16 protein-coding genes are annotated in these 20,473 nt (G+C 41.7%); 3 read left to right on the plus strand and 13 right to left on the minus strand.

Going from position 1 to position 20,473, the window contains the following annotated elements:
• Positions 1-29: 29 nt before the first annotated feature.
• Positions 30-2,039, minus strand: coding sequence for a DUF885 family protein (locus F0249_RS11060; RefSeq protein WP_171756707.1), 2,010 nt, complete (start codon positions 2,037-2,039; stop codon positions 30-32).
• Positions 2,040-2,416: 377 nt separating this feature from the next.
• Positions 2,417-3,130: a glutathione S-transferase N-terminal domain-containing protein gene (locus tag F0249_RS11065; RefSeq protein ID WP_171756708.1), complete on the minus strand. Its 714-nt coding sequence runs from the start codon at positions 3,128-3,130 to the stop codon at positions 2,417-2,419.
• Between the two features lie 158 nt (positions 3,131-3,288).
• Between F0249_RS11065 and F0249_RS11070 the strand changes: the two genes are divergently transcribed.
• Together F0249_RS11070 and F0249_RS11075 are read left to right on the plus strand one after the other, a co-directional pair.
• Positions 3,289-5,544 carry a peptidase U32 family protein gene (locus F0249_RS11070; RefSeq protein ID WP_171756709.1) on the plus strand — a complete coding sequence of 752 codons (2,256 nt, stop codon included), beginning with the start codon at positions 3,289-3,291 and terminating at the stop codon, positions 5,542-5,544.
• Between the two features lie 359 nt (positions 5,545-5,903).
• Entirely contained in the window at positions 5,904-7,205 is a 1,302-nt protein-coding gene (locus F0249_RS11075) for a dicarboxylate/amino acid:cation symporter (protein WP_113795603.1), read from the plus strand.
• A gap of 109 nt (positions 7,206-7,314) precedes the next feature.
• Here the strand turns inward: F0249_RS11075 and F0249_RS11080 are convergent, their stop codons facing one another.
• From F0249_RS11080 to F0249_RS11100, 5 genes are all read right to left on the minus strand, one after another.
• Positions 7,315-8,025 carry a glycerophosphoryl diester phosphodiesterase gene (locus tag F0249_RS11080; protein WP_171756710.1) on the minus strand — a complete coding sequence of 237 codons (711 nt, stop codon included), beginning with the start codon at positions 8,023-8,025 and terminating at the stop codon, positions 7,315-7,317.
• 152 nt (positions 8,026-8,177) lie between these two features.
• The gene (gene ugpC / locus F0249_RS11085; protein WP_216599593.1) at positions 8,178-9,344 is read right to left on the minus strand and encodes a sn-glycerol-3-phosphate ABC transporter ATP-binding protein UgpC; all 1,167 of its coding nucleotides are present in this window, start codon (positions 9,342-9,344) and stop codon (positions 8,178-8,180) included.
• A gap of 114 nt (positions 9,345-9,458) precedes the next feature.
• Positions 9,459-10,301, minus strand: a complete 843-nt coding sequence (gene ugpE, locus F0249_RS11090) for a sn-glycerol-3-phosphate ABC transporter permease UgpE (RefSeq protein WP_171756711.1) — start codon at positions 10,299-10,301, stop codon at positions 9,459-9,461.
• Positions 10,302-10,366: 65 nt separating this feature from the next.
• On the minus strand, positions 10,367-11,248 hold the full coding sequence (locus tag F0249_RS11095) for an ABC transporter permease subunit (protein WP_136994625.1): 882 nt from the start codon (positions 11,246-11,248) through the stop codon (positions 10,367-10,369).
• Positions 11,249-11,421: 173 nt separating this feature from the next.
• Complete coding sequence (locus F0249_RS11100) at positions 11,422-12,729, minus strand: extracellular solute-binding protein (RefSeq protein WP_171756761.1); 1,308 nt, start codon at positions 12,727-12,729, stop codon at positions 11,422-11,424.
• A 244-nt stretch (positions 12,730-12,973) separates the two neighbouring features.
• Here F0249_RS11100 and F0249_RS11105 point away from each other — a divergent pair, with 244 nt between their 5' ends.
• A complete protein-coding gene (locus tag F0249_RS11105; RefSeq protein ID WP_171756712.1) occupies positions 12,974-13,732 on the plus strand; it encodes an MBL fold metallo-hydrolase in 759 nt (252 codons plus the stop codon).
• Between the two features lie 61 nt (positions 13,733-13,793).
• Here F0249_RS11105 and F0249_RS11110 read toward each other — a convergent pair whose 3' ends face one another.
• The 6 genes from F0249_RS11110 to F0249_RS11135 all read right to left on the minus strand — a co-directional run bounded on the left by F0249_RS11110 (position 13,794) and on the right by F0249_RS11135 (position 20,386).
• The gene (locus tag F0249_RS11110; RefSeq protein ID WP_017051604.1) at positions 13,794-14,429 is read right to left on the minus strand and encodes a sugar transferase; all 636 of its coding nucleotides are present in this window, start codon (positions 14,427-14,429) and stop codon (positions 13,794-13,796) included.
• Between the two features lie 9 nt (positions 14,430-14,438).
• Positions 14,439-15,626 carry a glycosyltransferase family 2 protein gene (locus F0249_RS11115; protein ID WP_171756713.1) on the minus strand — a complete coding sequence of 396 codons (1,188 nt, stop codon included), beginning with the start codon at positions 15,624-15,626 and terminating at the stop codon, positions 14,439-14,441.
• Positions 15,623-16,756, minus strand: a complete 1,134-nt coding sequence (locus F0249_RS11120; protein WP_171756714.1) for a glycosyltransferase — start codon at positions 16,754-16,756, stop codon at positions 15,623-15,625. The genes F0249_RS11115 and F0249_RS11120 overlap by 4 nt, the downstream gene beginning before the upstream one ends.
• Positions 16,757-17,107: 351 nt before the next feature.
• The gene (locus tag F0249_RS11125; protein WP_171756715.1) at positions 17,108-18,529 is read right to left on the minus strand and encodes a GNVR domain-containing protein; all 1,422 of its coding nucleotides are present in this window, start codon (positions 18,527-18,529) and stop codon (positions 17,108-17,110) included.
• Positions 18,526-19,644 (minus strand): glycosyltransferase, encoded by a 1,119-nt coding sequence (locus tag F0249_RS11130; protein ID WP_171756716.1) that lies wholly within the window; start codon positions 19,642-19,644, stop codon positions 18,526-18,528. The genes F0249_RS11125 and F0249_RS11130 overlap by 4 nt, the downstream gene beginning before the upstream one ends.
• Entirely contained in the window at positions 19,637-20,386 is a 750-nt protein-coding gene (locus tag F0249_RS11135; RefSeq protein WP_171756717.1) for a DapH/DapD/GlmU-related protein, read from the minus strand. The genes F0249_RS11130 and F0249_RS11135 overlap by 8 nt, the downstream gene beginning before the upstream one ends.
• Positions 20,387-20,473 lie beyond the last annotated feature (87 nt).

The raw sequence follows: 20,473 nt of genomic DNA on the forward strand, positions 1-20,473 counted from the left end.
TAACTGTGTTTTTATACAGTGCGTCGAGGTTATTGTGTTTTAATCCAATTCTCGATGCTGGTTTCAACGACTTCCATCGGTTGATCACCATATTTCAACAGTTGATCATGGAAAGCGGCCCAATCAAAGTTGTCACCAAGTTCCGTCTGAGCTTTTTCAAGCAAACTTTTTATGACTAAGTAGCCTGACTTGTAAGATACCGCCTGTCCTACGTATGCCGCATAACGGTAAGTTTCTGACTCAATATCGCCTACACCCAGTGCAGAGTTAGCACTCATGTATGTGCGAGCTTGTTCAATACTCCAACCTTTAGCGTGGATACCGGTATCTACCGCAAGGCGCATGTTACGTAATTGCGCTTCATTCAAGCTACCAAAGTACTGTAGGGCGTTACACTCTTCAACATCGTTGTAAATACCGCCTTGGAAGGTCGTGTAATCAAGGCCGGTTTTACACATACCTGTGGCATCAACAAACGTTGGTTTACCATCAGCATTAAGCGTCCCGTAAATTTTCATTTCCAACCCTAGCCATTCAGTGTAAAGCGCCCAACCTTCAGCGTAAGCGGTGTACCATACGCCTTTAATGTAATCAGGTTTATCTGCTGGTGGATACTCAATTGAGTAAGCATTTTGAAAGTGGTGTCCAGGTGCTGCTTCATGAAGAAGTAGAGTAGAAACATTCCACTTTTGTAAGCTGTAGTTTGGGTTGGTATTCAAGTTAAATTCATTGTTACCATAAGATGCCACGCCAGCATAAGCTTCTCGTGCAGCAGGAGTTGGGACTACGGTATAATCCGCTTGAATTGGTTTGAAATATCCAGCGACAACATCATTGGCATCAGTTTTGAAAATGTTGTAGTCAGTTAATGCAGCTTCACATGCACTTTTATCTGATGCTGTTGCACATAACGTCGCGTATTCAGTGCCTGTGATTGTGCGACCATCGCGGCCGTAGAAGAACTGCTCACTGTTTAAATAATCAAAGAACTCGCTTAGATTAATATTTCCGCTACCGTCATCAATAACAAACTCGCGGCTGACTACACTGGTTCCATTGTGCCAATTTGCGGTAATTTTTGCTCCGCGTTTACTCACAATAAGTGCTGCAACTCTTTCCATCTCAGCTTTTGCATCGGCAACGAGCTCTTCACCAAGCTGGCTTAGTTCCATTGCGGGTTTGCCAGTCGTACTGTTTCTATCTAATTGCCATTGATACCAAGCTTGGCCATTTGGAAGATCACCCCAGCCAATATTCGTATCTGTAATATCACCAGAAGGCCCGCGAGCGGCAGTATAATAATCGCCTTCAAGGAAAGAAATTAATGTACCTAATGCAGCAATTGAGTCGTCGACCGCTTTTTCATATTCAGGCGTGAAGTCGCTACCAGATAATGTTTTTAAATCATTAAGCCCGACTTTAAGTAATGCGTAGTTATCTTTCGCTACCGTCTCTTTTGTGGCATCAACGAGACGAGTGATAAGCACTTTTGGCAATTGCGCACTATCAATAATACCTAAGGAATAGAGAGCCTTCAGATTGTTAACCCAAGAGGTGTATTCTCGAATTACTTGAATTTGATCGCGGTATGCTTCAAGATTTTTTTGTTTGTCGCCTGCATATTCAGCATTCCACTCGATGTAATTATAGAAATGAGTAATAGGGACGGAAAAATTACCGAAGCGCGTATTCGCAAGGGATGCGCCACGTAAAGAGATATTTCGATCGAACAAGAAGGTGTCGTAATAAATCTTATCTTCATCTGATAAGGCGTCTCGATCGACCATCTCTAGTTTATCAAGATAGAGTAGGTCAACCGATTGTCGAGATGCAGCCATTTGATCCGTAACTTGACCGAAATTAGTACTATCTAGAGTCTTCATCGCACTTTTGTAATCCGTGAAGACTTCGCGCATTTGTACTGCAGAATCCTGTGTTGGTTGCTCGATGATTGTCGTGTCATCATTACAGCCAGCTAATGCGGTAACAGCCATCACTGCAAGAGCAATAGGGCGAAGATGTAACTTACCGTTTTTCATGCTTATTCCCTCATTGAATGAATTGCAATCATCCTAATGCTGAATAACACAATTAAAAATGCACCACCTTTATAAATGCGAACGTGTGCATATGGCGATTTGTGAAATAATATCCCAAAAAAGTTAAGGGTTTTTGTTCTGGTGTTGCATTAATAAAGCAATGTAAGCAACTGCTTAATAAAAAATAATACAAATATATAACTAATTACCCATCAAAAACTGGTTAATTATTTTAGCGTCGATCTTGTCGTAATTGAGTAGGTGATCACAAAATATGTTCAAAAAATAAACAATAAAGTTGTCGTTGAAAGGTAATTTAGGCGTGTCTAACCTTACAGATACGTCGCTATTTTATGAATGCTAGATGTTAACGATGTCTAATTAAGTAAAAACTCCTTACGACTTTCTACCCATTGTGGGTATTGAACCATTATTTTTGTGTATAACTGACTTTGATAATGATTGGTCAACCAGCGCTGAATATTGAGATAACCAGCTTCTACGAACCATTTACGGTCGACCCGTGAAAACTGGCTAATAAACGGAAATAATGCGTAATCCGCTAAGCAAGAAGTCTCCCCACATAAGAATTGATGACTTGAAAGACGTTGCTCTAATTTATCAATAAAGGTTAGGCAGGGTTGTCGATACTGTGCTTGATTAGAATCGTGGTATCGGACTGACGCGCGGTACTGTTCTAGTTGTGTAATAAATATGCTGTCGTTATAGATCACAAGCTCCATCATCTCTTCACTCTGATCTTGAGACGGATATAAAGATTGAGACAAAGATTTTTGGAGGCAAGCATCAGGAGCCTGTGTTGCTTCTCGTCGTGGGCGTCTTAGCAAGTTCATTGGGTCATTATTGGTCAATGCCCAGATCATAATATCCAAGCTTTGGTCAACGATATCACCGTTATTCAGGACTAAAACTGGCACCGTGCCTTTAGGTGAAGCCTTTAGAAGCTCTGCTGGCTTATTTCTAGTGACAATGTCACGAATCAACACAGGCTGTTCTGCTAATAAAAGCCCCATTCTTGCTCGCATGGCATAAGGGCAGCGTCGTAGTGAATACAAAATAGGTAATGGCACGGAAACTCTTAGGTTGAAATTGATTGTATAACTATATTTTATCGGTTGAGGTTCTGATGTAAATCAATAAAAGTCTTATTCGTGGTAATAAATAAGTGATACAGGTAGAATGCTGGCTCAAAAAAATATTACAAAATTACAAAGTGAGCAGCTTCAAAATGAGTAGGAAAATTGAGTTATTAGCACCGGGTGGTGATGTTGAAGCCATTAAAGCAGCAATTGTGGCAGGTGCCAATGCGATTTACTGTGGTTTGGATACCTTTAATGCACGTAATAGAGCCTCCAATCTTTCATTTGATGACTTGAATGGTGTCGTTCGACTTGCCCATCAATATGGATGTGAAGTGTTTCTGACATTAAATGTGGTATTGCTTGAGCATGAAATAAAGAGCATTACCAAGTTACTTAATCAGCTAGTGAACACTAAGATTGATGGGATTATTGTCCAAGATCTAGGGCTATTTAATCTGGTTAAGAAGTATTTCCCAACCCTTGCTATTCACGCTTCTACTCAATTAACCACCCACAATGAAGGGCAAATTAAGTTCCTTTCAAAAATTGGCGCAACGCGAGCTAATTTATCCAGAGAGTTGAATCTCAAAGAGATAAAGATGCTGACCGCTGTTGCACACGATCATGACGTATTAACAGAAGTTTTTGTTCATGGTGCACTGTGTATTGCATTCTCAGGACAGTGTTACTCAAGCTCGGTGAGTGTTGGTAATTCAGGTAACCGAGGCCGGTGTAGCCAAGCTTGTCGTGATGAATATGAAGTCACCGCTGCTGGTAATAAGTACCCCTTAAACCTCAAAGACAACTCGGCTTACTATGATCTGCCTGAGTTAGTCGATGCAGGTGTTGATTCTCTTAAAGTAGAAGGGCGCATTAAAGGGGCTCATTATGTTTATACCGTCGTCGATACGTGGAGAAAACAGATTGATAGCTTTATTGAGAGTGGCGATCTGATCGAAGATGATTCGAACTTGCACAAAGTGTTCAACCGTAATTTCACGAACTCATTTTTGAAAGGCAACTTGACCAAAGATATGTTTATCGATAATCCGCGTGATAACAGCGTGAATTATGCTATCGAGAAAAATAACGCGATATCGGTTGTTCAGATACAAGACGTGAAAGATGAATTATACACAGGAAAGAATGCGCTTGGGGCTGAGTTAGAAGAGAAGATCAAGTTTCTAGATATTGATAAAACATCATTGTCACTCTCATTTAGCGCTAAGCAAGGTGAGCCGTTAACACTCTCTATGACATTACAAAGAGGGGACGATCTACAGACGTTAGTTGTTGAGTCAACATCATGCCTCGCGAAAGCAGATGAGAAGCCAATCACCCAAGCTTTATTAGAAAGTCGTTTTAATGGTTTCAATAATGCAAATTACATTTTGAAAGGGTTCGATTTTTCTCAATTTGAAAATGGTTTGAGTATCCCATTTAAAGAGATTTCGTTATTAAAAGATGAAGCAGCGTCTGCACTGAATGGTGGCGTTAAGCTCATTAAGCATGTTGAGGTGCCGAAGCTAGTTAAACATCAGAAGGTAAATAAGAAACCAACCCTTTCTATGTTGATCAGTGATGTGAGCGATTTGCACCTGGGTGACGTTACCGACGCTGATATCTACTTTAAATTGCCTGAAAGCTTCAAACGTAATTGCACTAAGTACATTGATATTCTATCTGAGCATCCACGTTTGATCCCTTGGTTTCCTGCTGTACTGATCGGAAAGGACTATGACGAAGCGATTAAGGTACTGGAACAGGTGAAGCCAGCGCGTATTGTGACTAATAATACGGGTATCGCATACAAAGCCTACGAAATGGGTATAGAGTGGGTGGCTGGCCCATTTATGAATACCACAAACTCTTATGCTCTACTTGAATTAAAAGAAGAGTTGAATTGTGCCGGTGCATTTATTTCAAATGAAATCAACCGTGGTCAGATCCGTAATATTACTCGTCCAGAAAACTTCAAAATGTTCTACAGCATTTATCACCCCATTCTAATGATGACCAGTCGTCAGTGCTTTTTCCAACGCACGGTCGGTTGTAATAAGCCGAGTATAGAAGCGGGTTGCATGCTCAAATGTGAAAAAGCGACCACGATTACGAATGTTAAAGGTGTCTCATTTGCTGTTGATAAACAGAAGGGAGGATATCCTAGCATCTATAACCATGAGCAATTTTTGAACTATGATGCGGTAAGTGATTTTTCAGAGCTGTTTGATGAGTTCTTTATTGACCTTACTAATATTGGATCGGGCTCAAAAGAGATGCACGACAAAGCGGAATTGGTCAAACTTTTTGAAGCTTTACTTAATGGCGAACAAGGCTCTCATGAACAGTTAGACGATTTAGTTACGATCTCGACTAAAGCGCAGTATGTTCAAGGCCTGTAAATGTAAGTTTTAGAGTGAATTTGTCTCATCCACGGCTAAGTTGCTCAGTTACTCAGTTGCGGATGAGATGGGATGGTTTGTTATACGGTAAGTATCAATTCAATGTAAACTTAAAGTCAAATCTTGGACTAATGCATGCATTATTGTGTTGCATATAAGCAGTCTGTGTGATTTGTACGCTACATTGTTTTGGTCTTGCTTTTATTTTGTTTATTTTGTGTTAATTGGGTTGTGGTTTATAGTGACTCAAGTCACATTGACTGTGGTGAAGAAAAATTTTGTTTCTATCTTAGTAAATCCTCCTGCTAATCTCCGACACGCTTTGTAATGTTGTCAAAGTGGAATTTTAAGGAGTGTTCATGAAGAATACTAAGAAACCAATGTCTCTAACTGGCCGCGTAATTGTCGGTATGATTGCAGGCATTTTGACTGGGTTCGCGATTCGAGCTCTGTTTGCTGAAAACGGATTTGTCGACGCTTATATTGTTAATGGCCTATTCGAGGTCGGCGGAAAAATATTTATTGCTAGCTTGAAAATGCTAGTAGTGCCGCTTGTTTTTGTCTCCCTAGTATGTGGTACAAGCTCTCTTAAAGATGTCACGACCTTAGGTCGCCTTGGTGGTAAGACATTAGCTTTCTATATTACGACCACTGCTGTTGCGATTACACTGGCCCTAACAATGGGTTATGTGTTCCAACCAGGCGCAGGTGCTGACTTAACGGCTGCAACTACATTCCAATCAGCTGAAGCCCCAACGTTGGGTCAAGTGATTATAGGTATGTTCCCAACTAACCCTATCAATGCGATGGCAGAAGGTAAAACGCTTCAAGTGATCGTGTTTGCGGTTCTGTTTGGTATCGCTATGAGTGCTGCGGGTAAACCTGGTGAGCGTATGGCGGCTGTGTTTAGTGATCTAAATGAAGTGATCATGAAACTTGTGGCGTTGCTGATGAATATCGCCCCTTACGGTGTGTTCTTCCTGATGGCAAAACTATTTACAGGATTAGGTTTGAGTGCAATTGTTAACCTTGCAGAGTACTTCTTAGTGCTAGCGGGTACGTTAATTTTGCATGGCTTAGTGACTTATAGTGTGATGCTAAAATCATTTACTGGCCTTAGCCCAATTACATTCCTACGTAAGATGGAAGATGCAGTGATGTTTGCTTTTTCAACAGCCTCATCCAATGCAACGATTCCTGTTACGATGGAAACGGTTAAGAACCGTTTAGGTGTTGATAACAAAATTGCTTCGTTTACCGTACCACTAGGTGCAACCATCAATATGGATGGTACTGCTATTATGCAGGGTGTGGCGACGGCATTTATCGCACAAGCATTCAATATTGATCTTACAATGGGTGACTACCTAACGGTTATCTTTACCGCGACGATTGCATCAGTAGGTACTGCAGGCGTTCCAGGTGTAGGTCTTATCATGCTAGCAATGGTACTAAACCAAGTTGGTTTACCGCTAGAAGGTATTGCTCTTATTATGGGTGTTGACCGTCTACTTGATATGATTCGTACAGCAGTCAATATCACAGGTGATAGTGCGGTAAGTTGTATCGTAGCAAAATCTGAAGGTGCATTAGATCTAGAACGCTTCAATAATCCAGAAGCGGGTGCCAAAGAAGAAGAAGTGCATCTGTCTCGTGCTTAATTGTGAATAACGATTAATCGTATAAGACAAAGAATAAGAAAAAGCCAGTGAGGATCAATCTTGCTGGCTTTTTCTGTTTTTGTACTTCGTTTTTATGAGAGCAACATGCTTACTTGTCAAAGCAACTAGGAAAGTCACTAAAGATAGCATCGACATTCTCTAGGAGAGGGAATGACTCCGGTGTATTAACCGTAAAACACCAAACTTGATACCCATCATTATGAAGCTCTTTTATATGGGATTCGGTTAGCCAGAAATAGTTAAGGTTACAGCTAAAAGCATTGATTTCAGACAGTAACAAACGCACGCTATCATTCAACCTTTCACTGATAACAGCTAATCGATAAGCCCCGCAATGCTGGTGCAGTTCACGCATGACATCGTGGCTAAAGCTCGATAACAATAATTTGTTCTTGGGTATAGGCGACTGCTCAAGTTGTTTTTTTAATTGCTTAACAACGGCTTGAGAGTCATGTTGGTCAACTTTGACCTCTAGGTTTAATCCCAAATTATGTTGTTCGGCGATGTGCAATAAATCATCTAATGTCAGAATGAGCTCACCAGAGAATTGGGTATCAAACCACGAACCAAAATCCAGTACTTTCAAGTCGGCTAGGGTGTAAGAATCGACACGGCCTTTACCATTACTGCATCGGTCAATCGTGTGATCGTGACAGATCACTAGCTCACCATCTTTTGTCGGCTGAACATCAACTTCGATCCAGTCCAAACCTAACGCTATAGCTTGCTGTATGCTTGCCATCGTATTCTCTGGATGAGTTCCTGCCACTCCTCGGTGGCCAACAATCAGTGGCGTCATTTTTTATCCTTAAAGTGAGGCGATCAATTCAACGTCGTTAAATTGGCACAATTGTTCAATGTTGTCAGTAGTTTGATCGATAAATAGTCGCTTAATTTCACGTAGTGTACCACTGACAACCTGTTTATAGCGCTTACATTCTGGCGGTGCGGCTACATTCTTGATGCACGGTTACATAGCAATGTTGTGGGTGCAATTGAAGTATTCGGCAAACTTCGGCTTGGCTCTATACGTTTTCCCGTGGAAGAAAAGATATGCAAATTAGCCATGCTGACATGGATTGATAAAGGGTGATTAGTATCTAAATCCATTTCAGGTGTTACAGCAATAAAAGGGTGCTCATTGATCTTGCCGTGAACGAGCTGATTTGGGCCTAGAGGCTCGACAACGTGTATATAGGTACTAAGCGTGAGTGAGCGGTTTTCTAGTGTATTTACGTTTGGACTTGTTATCGATATCGTTGGAGTAATGGGTGAGATCTCAGCGTGTTCTGGCCTTATTCCAACCACAATATCTTGCTGTTCAAGATAAGAGTATTCACTGAGATAAATCTGCTGTTTCCCCATTTCTAAATAACCATTGTCTATTGTCGCGGGAATGAAGTTCATGGCGGGGCTGCCAATAAAGCTCGCAACGAACTGACTTGCAGGTTGGTGGTACACTTCTTTTGGAGTGCCTACTTGCTCTATCTTACCCTGATTTAACACCACAATTCGATCGGCTAGCGTCATTGCTTCTACTTGATCATGGGTTACATAGACACTGGTTACCGCGAGTTCACGTTGCAATTTTTTGATCTCCAAACGCATGTGTGCTCTTAGGGCCGCATCTAAGTTGGAGAGAGGTTCATCAAATAGAAACAGCTGTGGGTCACGAACAATCGCACGCCCCATTGCAACTCGTTGTCGTTGACCACCTGAAAGTTTCGATGGTTTCCTATCTAGATATTCTTCGATTTTAAGTGTGGTGGATACTTTGCTAATTTTTTCGGCAATAGATTGTCTATCAACACCGCGATTCTTTAAACCATAGGCAAGATTATCGTAAACACTCATGTGCGGATACAGTGCGTAGTTTTGGAAAACCATCGCGATATCTCGTAAGGCTGGTTTAATGTTGTCGACACGGCGACCAGCCAGATGAATTTCACCGGATGTTATCGATTCTAAACCGGCAATCGATCGTAAAATTGACGATTTTCCGCAACCTGAAGGTCCGACAAGCACCAGAAATTCACCGTCTTTAATTTCTAAACTGACGCCTTTCACTGCTTGGTGTCCATTCTCATAGGTTTTAACAAGCTGTTTGATGTTCAACATGATGCTTTCCTTGGGCTGTGAATCGAAATTAACGGTATTGATGGATTGAATGTGATCCGTTTTAGAGTGAGAACCATCACTATCTGCATGCTGTTTTGAGTAAAGTTGCGTAATTTATTTTTCACTTTCGACTAATCCTTTAACAAACCATCGTTGAAATATCACGACCACCAATACAGGAGGAAGCATTGCGAGAATGACCATGGCAAAGGCATAGTCGTAACGAGGTGAGTTGGTTTCGTTAATATTATTTAAGATCTGCTTAATGCCCATCACAATCGTGTTGTAGCCTTCATCTGTCGTCATCATGATTGGCCATAAATATTGATTCCAACCGACAATAAACATAATGATAAAAATGGCCGCTATCATTGTTTTAGAAAGCGGAAGCAATATGTCAAACAAGAAGCGAATAGGGCCTGCATTATCAAGTTGAGCGGCTTCTAACAATTCGTCTGGAATCGTTTTGAAAAACTGACGAAAGAAAAATGTGGCGGTTGCAGATGCGATGAGTGGAAGAATCAAACCGGTATAGCTATTTAACATCCCTAAGCCAGAAACGACTTCATAAGAGGGAATAATTCGGACTTCTAATGGAAGAAGAAGCGTAACAAAGATAAGCCAAAACCAGGCGGTGGCGTAGGGCAGGCGAAAATAGATTAATGCATAGGCCGCCATCATTGAGATGATGATTTTTCCAATGGCAAACCCAAGTCCCATGACCATTGAGTTGATGATCATAGATTTGGCAGTGACATCCCCACCAAAACCAAGACTCTTATTCCAAGCCTCGCTGTAAATATCAAGAAAGTGATCGCCGGGCAACCATTGAAGCCCTTCGCTAACAATTGTATTTGGGCTGTGCGTCGAGCTTGCAAAAATCAGCCAAATTGGAATCAGCATGAATAAAGCTCCTGCGATCAAAATAAGGTGATCGGAGAATCGATTGCTTTTCATAGTTCTAGACCTTAATAGAGCGTTATAAGCGGTTTATGTATTGTGTTTACAAATAGCGTTAGTCATTAATAGTGAACACGCTTTTCGACGAATCTAAATTGAATAAATGTCAGTGTTAACACCAACAAAAGTAGCACTACGGATTGAGCGGAACTGCCTCCGAGATCGGCCCCAACAAACCCGTCGCGATAGACTTTGTAAACCAGCGAGGTGGTTGTTCCTCCCGGTCCTCCTGATGTCATTGTGTCGATCACGCCAAAGGTTTCAAAAAATGAATACGTCAAATTGATCACCAGCAAGAAAAAACCAGTTGGGGCCAGTAAGGGGAAGGTAATGGTCCAAAATCGCTTGGTATCACTGACACAGTCGAGCATTGACGCCTCTTTAACGGCATAAGAAATAGATTGTAAACCCGCGAGGAAGTAGATGAAATTGACTGAAATTTGCTTCCAGACTGAGACTAAAATCAGAGCGAAAGTGGCGTCAATGGGATCCGTTTGTAAGTTAAACTCCCACCCCAACAGTGCGAATGCATCGGTTAATACACCAATATGAGGGTTAAAGAGAAAACCTCCGATGATTCCGGCAATAGCAGGTGCGACGGCGTATACCCAAGTTAGGGTTAGTTTGTACGGCCCTTGTCCGTGAATGACGTTGTCTGCCTTTACGGCAAGTAATAACGCAAGAGCCAAAGAGAGAAAAGAGACAATAACGGCGAATAAGAGCGTAAAACCAATCGATTTCAGATACTCGCTGGATTCGAAAAGCATTTGGTAGTTTTCAATTCCAACAAACGTGGATGACATTCCCCATGGGTCTTCAAGCATAAATGAGAGGTATACAGCTTGAGCTGCGGGATAAAGAAAGAAAACGGCAATGATCACAATCTGCGGTGCTAAAAAGAGATACGGCAATGGTGAATGAAAGAATTGCTGACGATGTTCCACAATATTTCCTATTTACTATATTTAGGAATATCGCCTCTTTGTCACTTTCTGCGTTTCTATTTGAGAGTGACAAAAGGCGATAGGGCAACACAAATGTGTTGATGGTGATTTTTTGATAAACGCGTTAATAATCATTGTGTGTTTCGATTATCAACGCCTAACTCATCAATGAATTATTTGATGGTTCGAGCAAAGCGTTTGAGAAGTTGTGCACTTTCGACTTCTACTTTGTTTAAGCTGTTCTCTACAGAAGAACGTTCAGCAAAAATATTATCAAATTCGCGGTGCATGACTTCTCGGATTTGAGGATAGAAACCGAGTCGGTAACCATTTGTCCATTCACCCGCACCAAGACTAAGTTGTTTGACACCCACTTCTGCATCCGGTTGTTCGGTGTAGTAACCTGATCGCTTGGTGAGCTCATAAGCGGCGTTGGTCACCGGTACGTATCCGGTTGTTTTATGCCAATACATTTGAGTTTCAGGCTTGGTTAAATAGTCAAAGAAAGCTGCCACACCTTGCTCTTCCGCTTTTGGTTTTCCATCAAGAGCAAACAGGGCTGCACCACCAATGAACGTTAGTCCTGCATCTGGATTTATTGATTTCCAGTAAGGCAGGTACGTAGTGCCTAGCTCAAATTTCACTCGATTGCGTAGCCCGCCGAAAGAACCCGATGAGCCCATCCACATCGCGACTTCTTGTCGTTCAAATGGGGTTTGGTTAGCATCCCAATCACTGCCGTAGTATTTGTAGTAACCCTTATCAGCCCACTCTTTCATTTTGGAAAAATGCATAACCATGTCTTTGCTATTGAACATCAATGAAGAAGAGAGGTTATCGTAGCCATTATTCTCGTTCGCGAGAGGTAGGTTATGGCGTGACTTAAAATTCTCAAACATTATCCATGGGGTATGTGATTGCGAAAAAGTCACATAACCTTTTGTTTTTAACTTCGCTGCCAGCACTTCTAATTGTTCATAGGTTTCTGGGGCTTTAGCACCCACTTTTGCAAGGATATCTTTGTTGTAGTAAAGAACAGGCGTTGAGCTGTTAAAAGGCATGCCTACCATTTTTCCTTTGCTGTCAGCATAGAAATTACGTACACCTGCCAAATAGTTCTTCGAATTGAATTCATAGCCCGATTCCACCAAAATATCTTGTACTGGTTTTGCTACGCCAGGCACGTTCATAATTGTTGCTGCTCCAGCATCAAACACTTGTAGGATATTAGGTGCTTGGTTTGCTCGAAATGCAGCGATACCAGCAGTCAATGTCTCAGTGTAAGAGCCTTTATAAACGGGTACGATTTTATAATCGTGCTGAGAAGCATTGAAATCTGTCGCGATCTTCTTAACGGTTTCCCCTAATTGACCGCCCATAGCGTGCCACCAAGTCACTTCTGTTACCGACGGAGCTGTTGCTGCGAAACTTGTACCTGAAATGGTTGCTGTAAGCAGACCCGATAACCATAGCTTGTTCATCATAGTTTCCTTATTAATGATGGTTGGTTTCGAACGAGACTTTAGACGTTTCGTTTGACGCTATACTGGTTCGAGCTTGTGACAATCTTGTTACTAAAAAATGTCAGGGAGATGAAGTATTTATGGAGGTTGTTGTTTTTAAGAGAGCTATTTACGCCGATTAGGCCCGTTGTATATTGGATCAATGGTGCTATGCTAAATGATTAATTAGGTTGTCTGACCAGTTATCGAGCAAGGAAGATTCGTGAAATTACATTCAATCCAAGGTTACATACAAAAGATCTATCTTATTGAATATGAAGATAAATTGATGCTTCTTGATGGGGCGAGTCGTGCTGATGTATCAACCATTAGGGCATATATTGAAGAAACATTGCAGCGATCGTTCAATGACTTAACCATTGTTGTGGTGACGCACATGCATCCTGATCATGCTGGCGCAGCGCATCAACTTAGGCGATTAACGGGTTGTAAAATCGTTTCCGCCCACAAGAAAACGGATTGGTACTCTGGGACAGATGGATGGCTAATGCATCTTACCGATCTTGCATTGGCTTGGTGGATGGCCAATCGCATGGGTATTCCGAAAAGAAACTTGTGGTATTCACGGAAATTAAAACCGGATTATAAACTTAATGATGGTGATTTAATTCCGGGTTTTGAGGATTGGCAAGTCTTGGAGACTCCGGGGCATACAGACAGAGATTTGTCGGTGTATTGCGCCAGTGAGAGTATTCTTTATGTGGCTGACTTAATGGTTGAAGTCAAAAAGCAGCTTATCGCGCCATTTCCTATTTTCCATCCCAATAAATATCGAGATTCACTACATCGTGTATACCACCTTAATGTAAAAACGCTTTTACTTGCTCACGGTGGTAAGTCAGAGCTTAATCAGCAGCGCTTTGAGCATTTAGTTAACACGGCACCAACGCGACCGATTACGCACTGGCGTGTGACAAAAATCAAAATACGCGCGTTATTACGTAGTGTGATAAAAAGATAGCCTCTACAAAGTAAAGGCTATCGTGTATTGAGCATATGAATTTCTCTTAAATAAGTTCTATTTATCGTCCACGACCATCAACCATCACCATAATGGTTCGAGTTAATATGCTCATATCGGTCGAGAACCAACTGGATAAGCTCGATAGAGATAGGGCATAACTATGGTCAAACCCCACTTTACGACGTACATCATCTAAGCAAGTGTCGTAGCCTTGGTTCACTTGCGCTAGTCCCGTAATTCCAGGTAACACACCGTAAGTGCGGTCAGCAAAGTAAGGGATCGCAGTTTCAAGCTTTTGGTAGAAGGTAGGACGCTCTGGACGAGGGCCAATTAATGACATATCACCGCTGAGAACATTGAAAAGCTGCGGAATTTCATCAAGTCGAGTTTTACGTAAAAATCGACCTACAGGGGTAATTCGGGGATCATTTTCCGTCGCCCAAACCGCGCCAGAACGAGATTCCGCATCTTGGTACATGGTGCGAAATTTAATGATGTCAAACAGCGCCATTTGTTCAGGTGTTGATTTTCCCACTCGCATTTGACGATAAAATACCGGCCCAGGTGAGGTGAGCACAATCATCAGAGCAATGATCGGGAATAATGGCATAAATAAAATGAGCCCGATGAACGCGCCAATGCAATCGAAGACACGTTTTGCAGTAGATATAGTATTGCGATTAGTAGTATTCATAATATGTCCTTAATGATTAACACGATTCCAACGGCCATTTTCAAAGCCTAATAAATAACGTAATCCACCAACTAAATTGGCGTAGTGGCCAGTAAGTAAATAAGTGATCAGCTTGAATATTTTTTTGGTGAACACTTGTGGAAAAATAAAACCAATTAAGCCCACAGAATAGACAGTGACTTGCACGGCGACTATGGCCATAAATAAAGAGTGGTTGGCGAGTGTGATTGAAGAAATTAAACAAGCAAGCATTAGATACGGAGTGACTAAACGTAAGCCTTTTCCTGAAAAGAAGGCAAACGCAACCCCTCTAAACCGCGGGTTAAATAGGCTGATTAAACGAATCGCTTGTTGCATGTTGCCCGCAGAAATTCGTAATCGACGTTTGAAATCTGCATTTTGGCTGGTTGCTTCCATCTCAATAGCGACAATTCTTGGCTCATAATCAGCTACGTATCCTTTTTTAACGATCTCCATTGGTAGAACGAAGTCATCATTGATGGTATTGCTTGGCAATGCTTCGAAAAGATGTGTTCGGAACAGATAACAGGCTCCGTGTGCACCGAGTGTAGAACCTAATGAAGCTTCGTTTAACTTCACTTGATTTTGATAGTTCCAGTAACTCTGTTCTCCCTCATCGGCGGCGCACATTATTTGGTAGGTGGCATTAACCACCCCAATGTTTGCAACGCTAAAGTGTGAATCAGCAATAAGTAGAGCATCAATAGATATAAGCGCTGAAACATCGCTCAAAGCCGTAATATCAGAATCAATAGATAACATTTCATGATTGATAACGGCCACTTTGCCACGATTAACCGTATGCTCATGCACTTCAAAGTAAGTGTCTGAGCAGATCGCTTCTTGTATCGTTAACTGTGCAATTTCGGCGGTATTATCGGTACATCCGTCGCATGCAATGATGACTTTTAGACGATCTCTGGGGTAATCGAGAGACGCTAAGTTACGAATTTTTTCTGCGATCCATTGCTGCTCATTAAACGCAGGAACAAGAATCGTTATGGTTGAACGAGTACGATCGAGTTTGCCGTTTCGGTATCCACGTACTTTTCCGGTAACTTGCTTAATTGGGTGATTCGCGGAATACCATTTCAGAAGCATGGGATAGCCAACATGATGATAGACAATCAACGCACCACTAAATAGAAATACAGAAATTAATAGAATATCGGTCATGCTGTTACTCCTAATTCTTCATAAGCTTTTACCATATGTCTCACATCATTATTTTCGAGAACAAAAGTTCTTGGGAAGGAGACTTCAGAGTTGAATTCAACGCCAATAACATCGTTATTAACTTCAGAAACAGCACGAAGTAATACATGCGCCAAACTAGGAATGTCATTTGCTTTTGAAAGGTAGCCAGACTCATGGCAAAGTGTTTCACTGGCGGAACCAACATCCGTAACGACAGTGGGAATATTGCATGCTTGAGCTTCGAGAGGAGAGAGAGGAAACCCTTCATAGCGCGACGGTAAACAGAATAGATCCAGCGACTGGTAGAATTGAGGCATATCTTCAACTAAACCAAGGAAGATGACTCGTTGTTCGATACCTAATTGCCGAGCCAGTTTGATTAGTTCCTTTTTTTGGCTTCCATCACCCGCAATAGCAAGTGAGACATGCTTAGGTAAAAATGTCAGAACCTTGATGATAAGGTCGTGACCTTTAACCGTTTCAAGCCTGCCCGCACACCCGATCACTGTGACATCAAATGGAAGAGATAAGGCTTTGCGTGCGTTTAGTTTCGAAGCAGGACGGAATTTTTGGCAGTCGATGCCATTTTTGATCGTGACGGTTTTGTCGTAATTAAAGTGCATTTTCAGTTGCTGGTTTACTCGAACCGCGTCCGCCACCAAGGTTGGTTTAGCGGCAACTAAAGCCATTTTTTGTAAGGCGACATGTTTTTTACTGTTGAGGTGCCACACGTCATGTTCGGTGTGAATACGCGTTGGCACATTTGAAAGACGAGCTGAAATACTGGCATACAGAAGTGGACCGATATGGTGAGTATGTACTACATCAGGGCGTATGCTTTTGAAAACCTTAATAAGCGTACGCATGGTCTTGAGTTGAACTCCGGGTGCTTTATCTAGAAACACAAGCTGTTTAGAAAATTGGGTGAGTTTTGGCCATAGGGCTAACGATTCATCTTTGGTACCTTCCAAGCTGATGATTAATACTTGGTCATTTGGGTTAGCAAAACGAAGAAGATCTAACGTTAACGTCTCCAATCCTCCTGGAGCGAGCCGTTGTACGACATGGATTACTTTTTTGCCAAGTGGCTTGTTTATCTTTCTATCCATAATGCTCACCTTATTTGGTTCTCAGTCCCTGACGCAAATACGCTGATGGTTTTTGCTTCGTATCTAATAGATAGCATTTAGTGTGCCAATTTTTTAATGGTTAAATATCATGGTCTTATTGTGTTTATGGTCGCTTTGTATGTTTCGTTTTTAATTTGAGAATCGAAATGAATCAGATAAGAGGAAGAGTTGTCGAATTGCAAAATGATGAGTTGAAAAGCTCACGGGGTAGAGCAATGACAGTGAGTTTAAGTTAAATCTTTACGAGGAAAGCAGAATGAACACATTCAGCCAACTCATTTTATTGAAACAAGTTGGCTGTAAAGTTTGGCTGTAAAAAGTGGAAAGCATTTAAGCGTGTGGAATGGTCGTGATAACAGGAACACCTAAGATTTGTTCAACCTCATCACGACGGCGAACTCGCGTATCAAACACTTCAAGTAACGTTGCTAGACCTATCCCCAATGCAATACCTGCAAATAAACCTGCAACGATGTAAATGATACTCGGCATATTGGATGGCAGACTTGGAGTATAAGGAAGGTCAATAATTTTTACTCGTTTACTGTGTTCAAACGCCCCTAGAGAACCCGTTAATTGTGCCATCTCATAACGTTCGACCAACTCTTCATATAGCTGCCTTTTTACTTGAACATCGCGCTGTAATCGATAGAGTTCTTTTGCATTGCTACCAAAATTATTCGCCTTTTGTTCCAGTTCAAATATCATTTTACGCAGACTTTTTGTCTCTTCACTCAGTGATTCAAATTTGCTACGAACAGACTGTAAGCTGTGTAGTTGGGTGACTAACAGCGGTTGATTATCTGAAGAACTCGATAGCGTATTACTGCTTGCAATATCCCATAATTGGTCAGAATTGAGTTTAGGTTGGGATTTGCCGAGCAGGGCAGTTCTCTCAAGCTCTAAACGGTTGAGTTCTCTCTGTTTGGCTTGCACTGCGCTATGGTTATCTGTGTATTTGGCACTAAGAAGAGTCAGATCACTTCGAATTTCTATAATTTGCTCTTCAAGCTTACCAACAACTGGATTGGTCTGAGACAACTGTTGATCAATGCTACCTAAGCTCTTTTTAACACCTGAAAGTTCGGCTTCTTTCTCTGCTAAAGACTGCTTCAATGTTGCTAATCGATTTAAGCTTTGTCCCTGCATTTCAGGGCTTACAGATGAATTGATATTTTTAAAATCAGCTAATTTTTGTTCTGACTGGTCAAGCTCGTCATATCGTTTGTTAATGTGAATAGTAAGAAAGTCGCTGGAATCTTTTATAGACGAGCGTTCAGGTGCAAGCAATTGCTCTATGAAGTGACCACTGATGGATTCGAGCATCTCTTTCATCCCTTCAGGGTTACTCGCGGTTAAATGAATTTTGAGGAAATCCTTACCAAGTTGAGAGATATTGAGGCGGCTTGATAGCTTAGAGATCACTTGTTCTTTTTCACTACCACTCATTTGATCGTTTATCAGGCCTTGCTCAAGTGCAACGGACATTAATACGTGACGGCTTTTTAGTAAGGTTCTTAACGCATTTATTCTGTCTTTCAGCATGGTTGATACGGCCAAATCCTCCAGGAAAGGGTTCATTTTCGCCGTCTCTTGGATAAGCATACTGGTATGAGCTTGATAAACGCGAGGGGTCATTTTACTGATTGCCAACCCCATTAAAGGAAGGATAATAATTGGAAGTAAAATGATATAGCGTCTATGCCAAGCCGAACTTAACAACACAAGTAAACGTATTTTAAGATTAATCATAATAACTCCAACATCCAGCTAACAAACTGACTCCGGTTGTCCCAACTCTCGTCACTGACAATATCGGTTCTAAGCCTTGGCTCATGTCGTGCGACTTCTAAAGCCCGGATCATCTCATTGCTTGTCGATATGGGATGCAAGTAATGTCGATAGGGGTGCATTGCAGGAAAATCGGTTGTGACGATGGGTGTTCCAGTCGCCAAATATTCCATCAGTTTCAATGGACTGCATGCCTGAATCTGTTTGTTTGATTTGAATGGAAGTAGGCTCACATCCCAATGTTGAGAATAGCGAGGAAGCTCTGCGTGGGGCTTTGCTCCAAGATAGTGAACATTGGCGAGTGATGGTAATAACAGCGTCTCCAATTCGTTGGGGCCGATAAAAACAAAGTCCCAATCTGGCAAAGCCGTGGCGACGTTCGTTATCAAATCATAATCTAACCATTCCGATAAGCTGCCATAAAAGCCTGCAATTGGTCGATGCGAACTAGGTAAATCATCTGCTCTTACCGTCGGGGTAGAAAAGAGTTCAACATCAACACCATGAGGTAGTAATTGAGTTTTACATTTTGGGAATTTGTCACGAATTGCGTCACTCGCAGCAAAAATCAAATTGGCTTTTTGAGACATTTTTTGCTCATGAGTGTTGACTGTTTTATGATCAACACCGGCAAGTGAGGAGAAGTCATCACCACAATAATACACCACCGCGTATTCACCCAAATGCCCACAAATATCAGCAGCGGTTGGAAGCGACGACCAAAGAATAGGCTGATTTAGGTTGAGTTTTTCAATTATCGGAAGTAACTGTTTGAGTATTAAATCTTTTGCCATTTTCCGAACAAAGTTAGATTGAGGCGCAGGAATCGTTTTTAAGTTAACGATGGTGATATTTGGATGCACGATGGCATCGGACATGCCCTGTGTATCTCCCTTGCTTTTTCCCATCAACTTATTGGCTGCTCGTGAAATATCTTTGCGATTGAGCTTGGGTTGACGCAAACCGATAGAGTTTACCCAAACGATTTTGCGGTTTTGAGCTAAACGCTTAATTAAGTGTTGTGTGCTCGAAGGCAAGCCACCAAAATCTTCACCGAATACTATGAGATCATGCATAACGTTCTCCTTCTGTTTGATGGGTTTGGCTATCGGGGATCGAGCGAATCACTTTCGCGGGGTTACCTGCTGCAATGACAAAGGGTGGGAGATCTTTGGTGACGACGCTACCAGTGGCAACCACCGTACCTTGACCAATCGTTACGTGACTCATTACGGTCACATTACTCCCGAGCCAAACGTCCTTCTCTAAAATGATGTTTCCCACTTGTGTTTCATCATCAGCTTCACCTTTCGCTCGGCGCACAGGATCGAGAGGATGCCCAGAGTAGCCACAGAGAAATACACCGCCTGCCAGTCTTACGTTATCCCCTAATACGACCTGCTGACCGACAGCAATGGTCGTTTGCCAACCAATACCAATATTGTGTCCAAGTGTGAGGGTAGGTGATTGAGAAGAGGATCGTCCGCTGAATGTCGTTTGACCTGATATTCGGCAGTCGCTCCCAATATTGATTGTGAGTGGGCCCGAAATGTAGGGAATGCCACCATATAGGTAGAGGCGTTTTCCGTAACGTGAAAGTCTTCCTTTAAAAGTTGGAGTGTGAAATAGGATTCTGAGAATTTCGTTAATGCTATTTCGTGCGAACGTATAAACACCATAAAAGATCTTGTTCATGATGTGTGGCGTTGGTAATTCAGCCATTCGAGCTTGTTTCAAAAAGAGAAACAAATTGCGAAATTTAGGATTTGGATGATCTTTAAGCCAACTTTTGAATTCATTTGTTTTGGTTGCCAACATAAGCTTGTCTCTTTTTGTTTATCTATATGTTGGTTATTACACAGATTGTGCCAATTAATTTAGTCAATAAATTCAATTGGATAGTCA

This window comes from Vibrio sp. 03-59-1, from assembly GCF_013114135.1.
GTDB classification, from domain to species: Bacteria; Pseudomonadota; Gammaproteobacteria; order Enterobacterales; family Vibrionaceae; genus Vibrio; species Vibrio cortegadensis.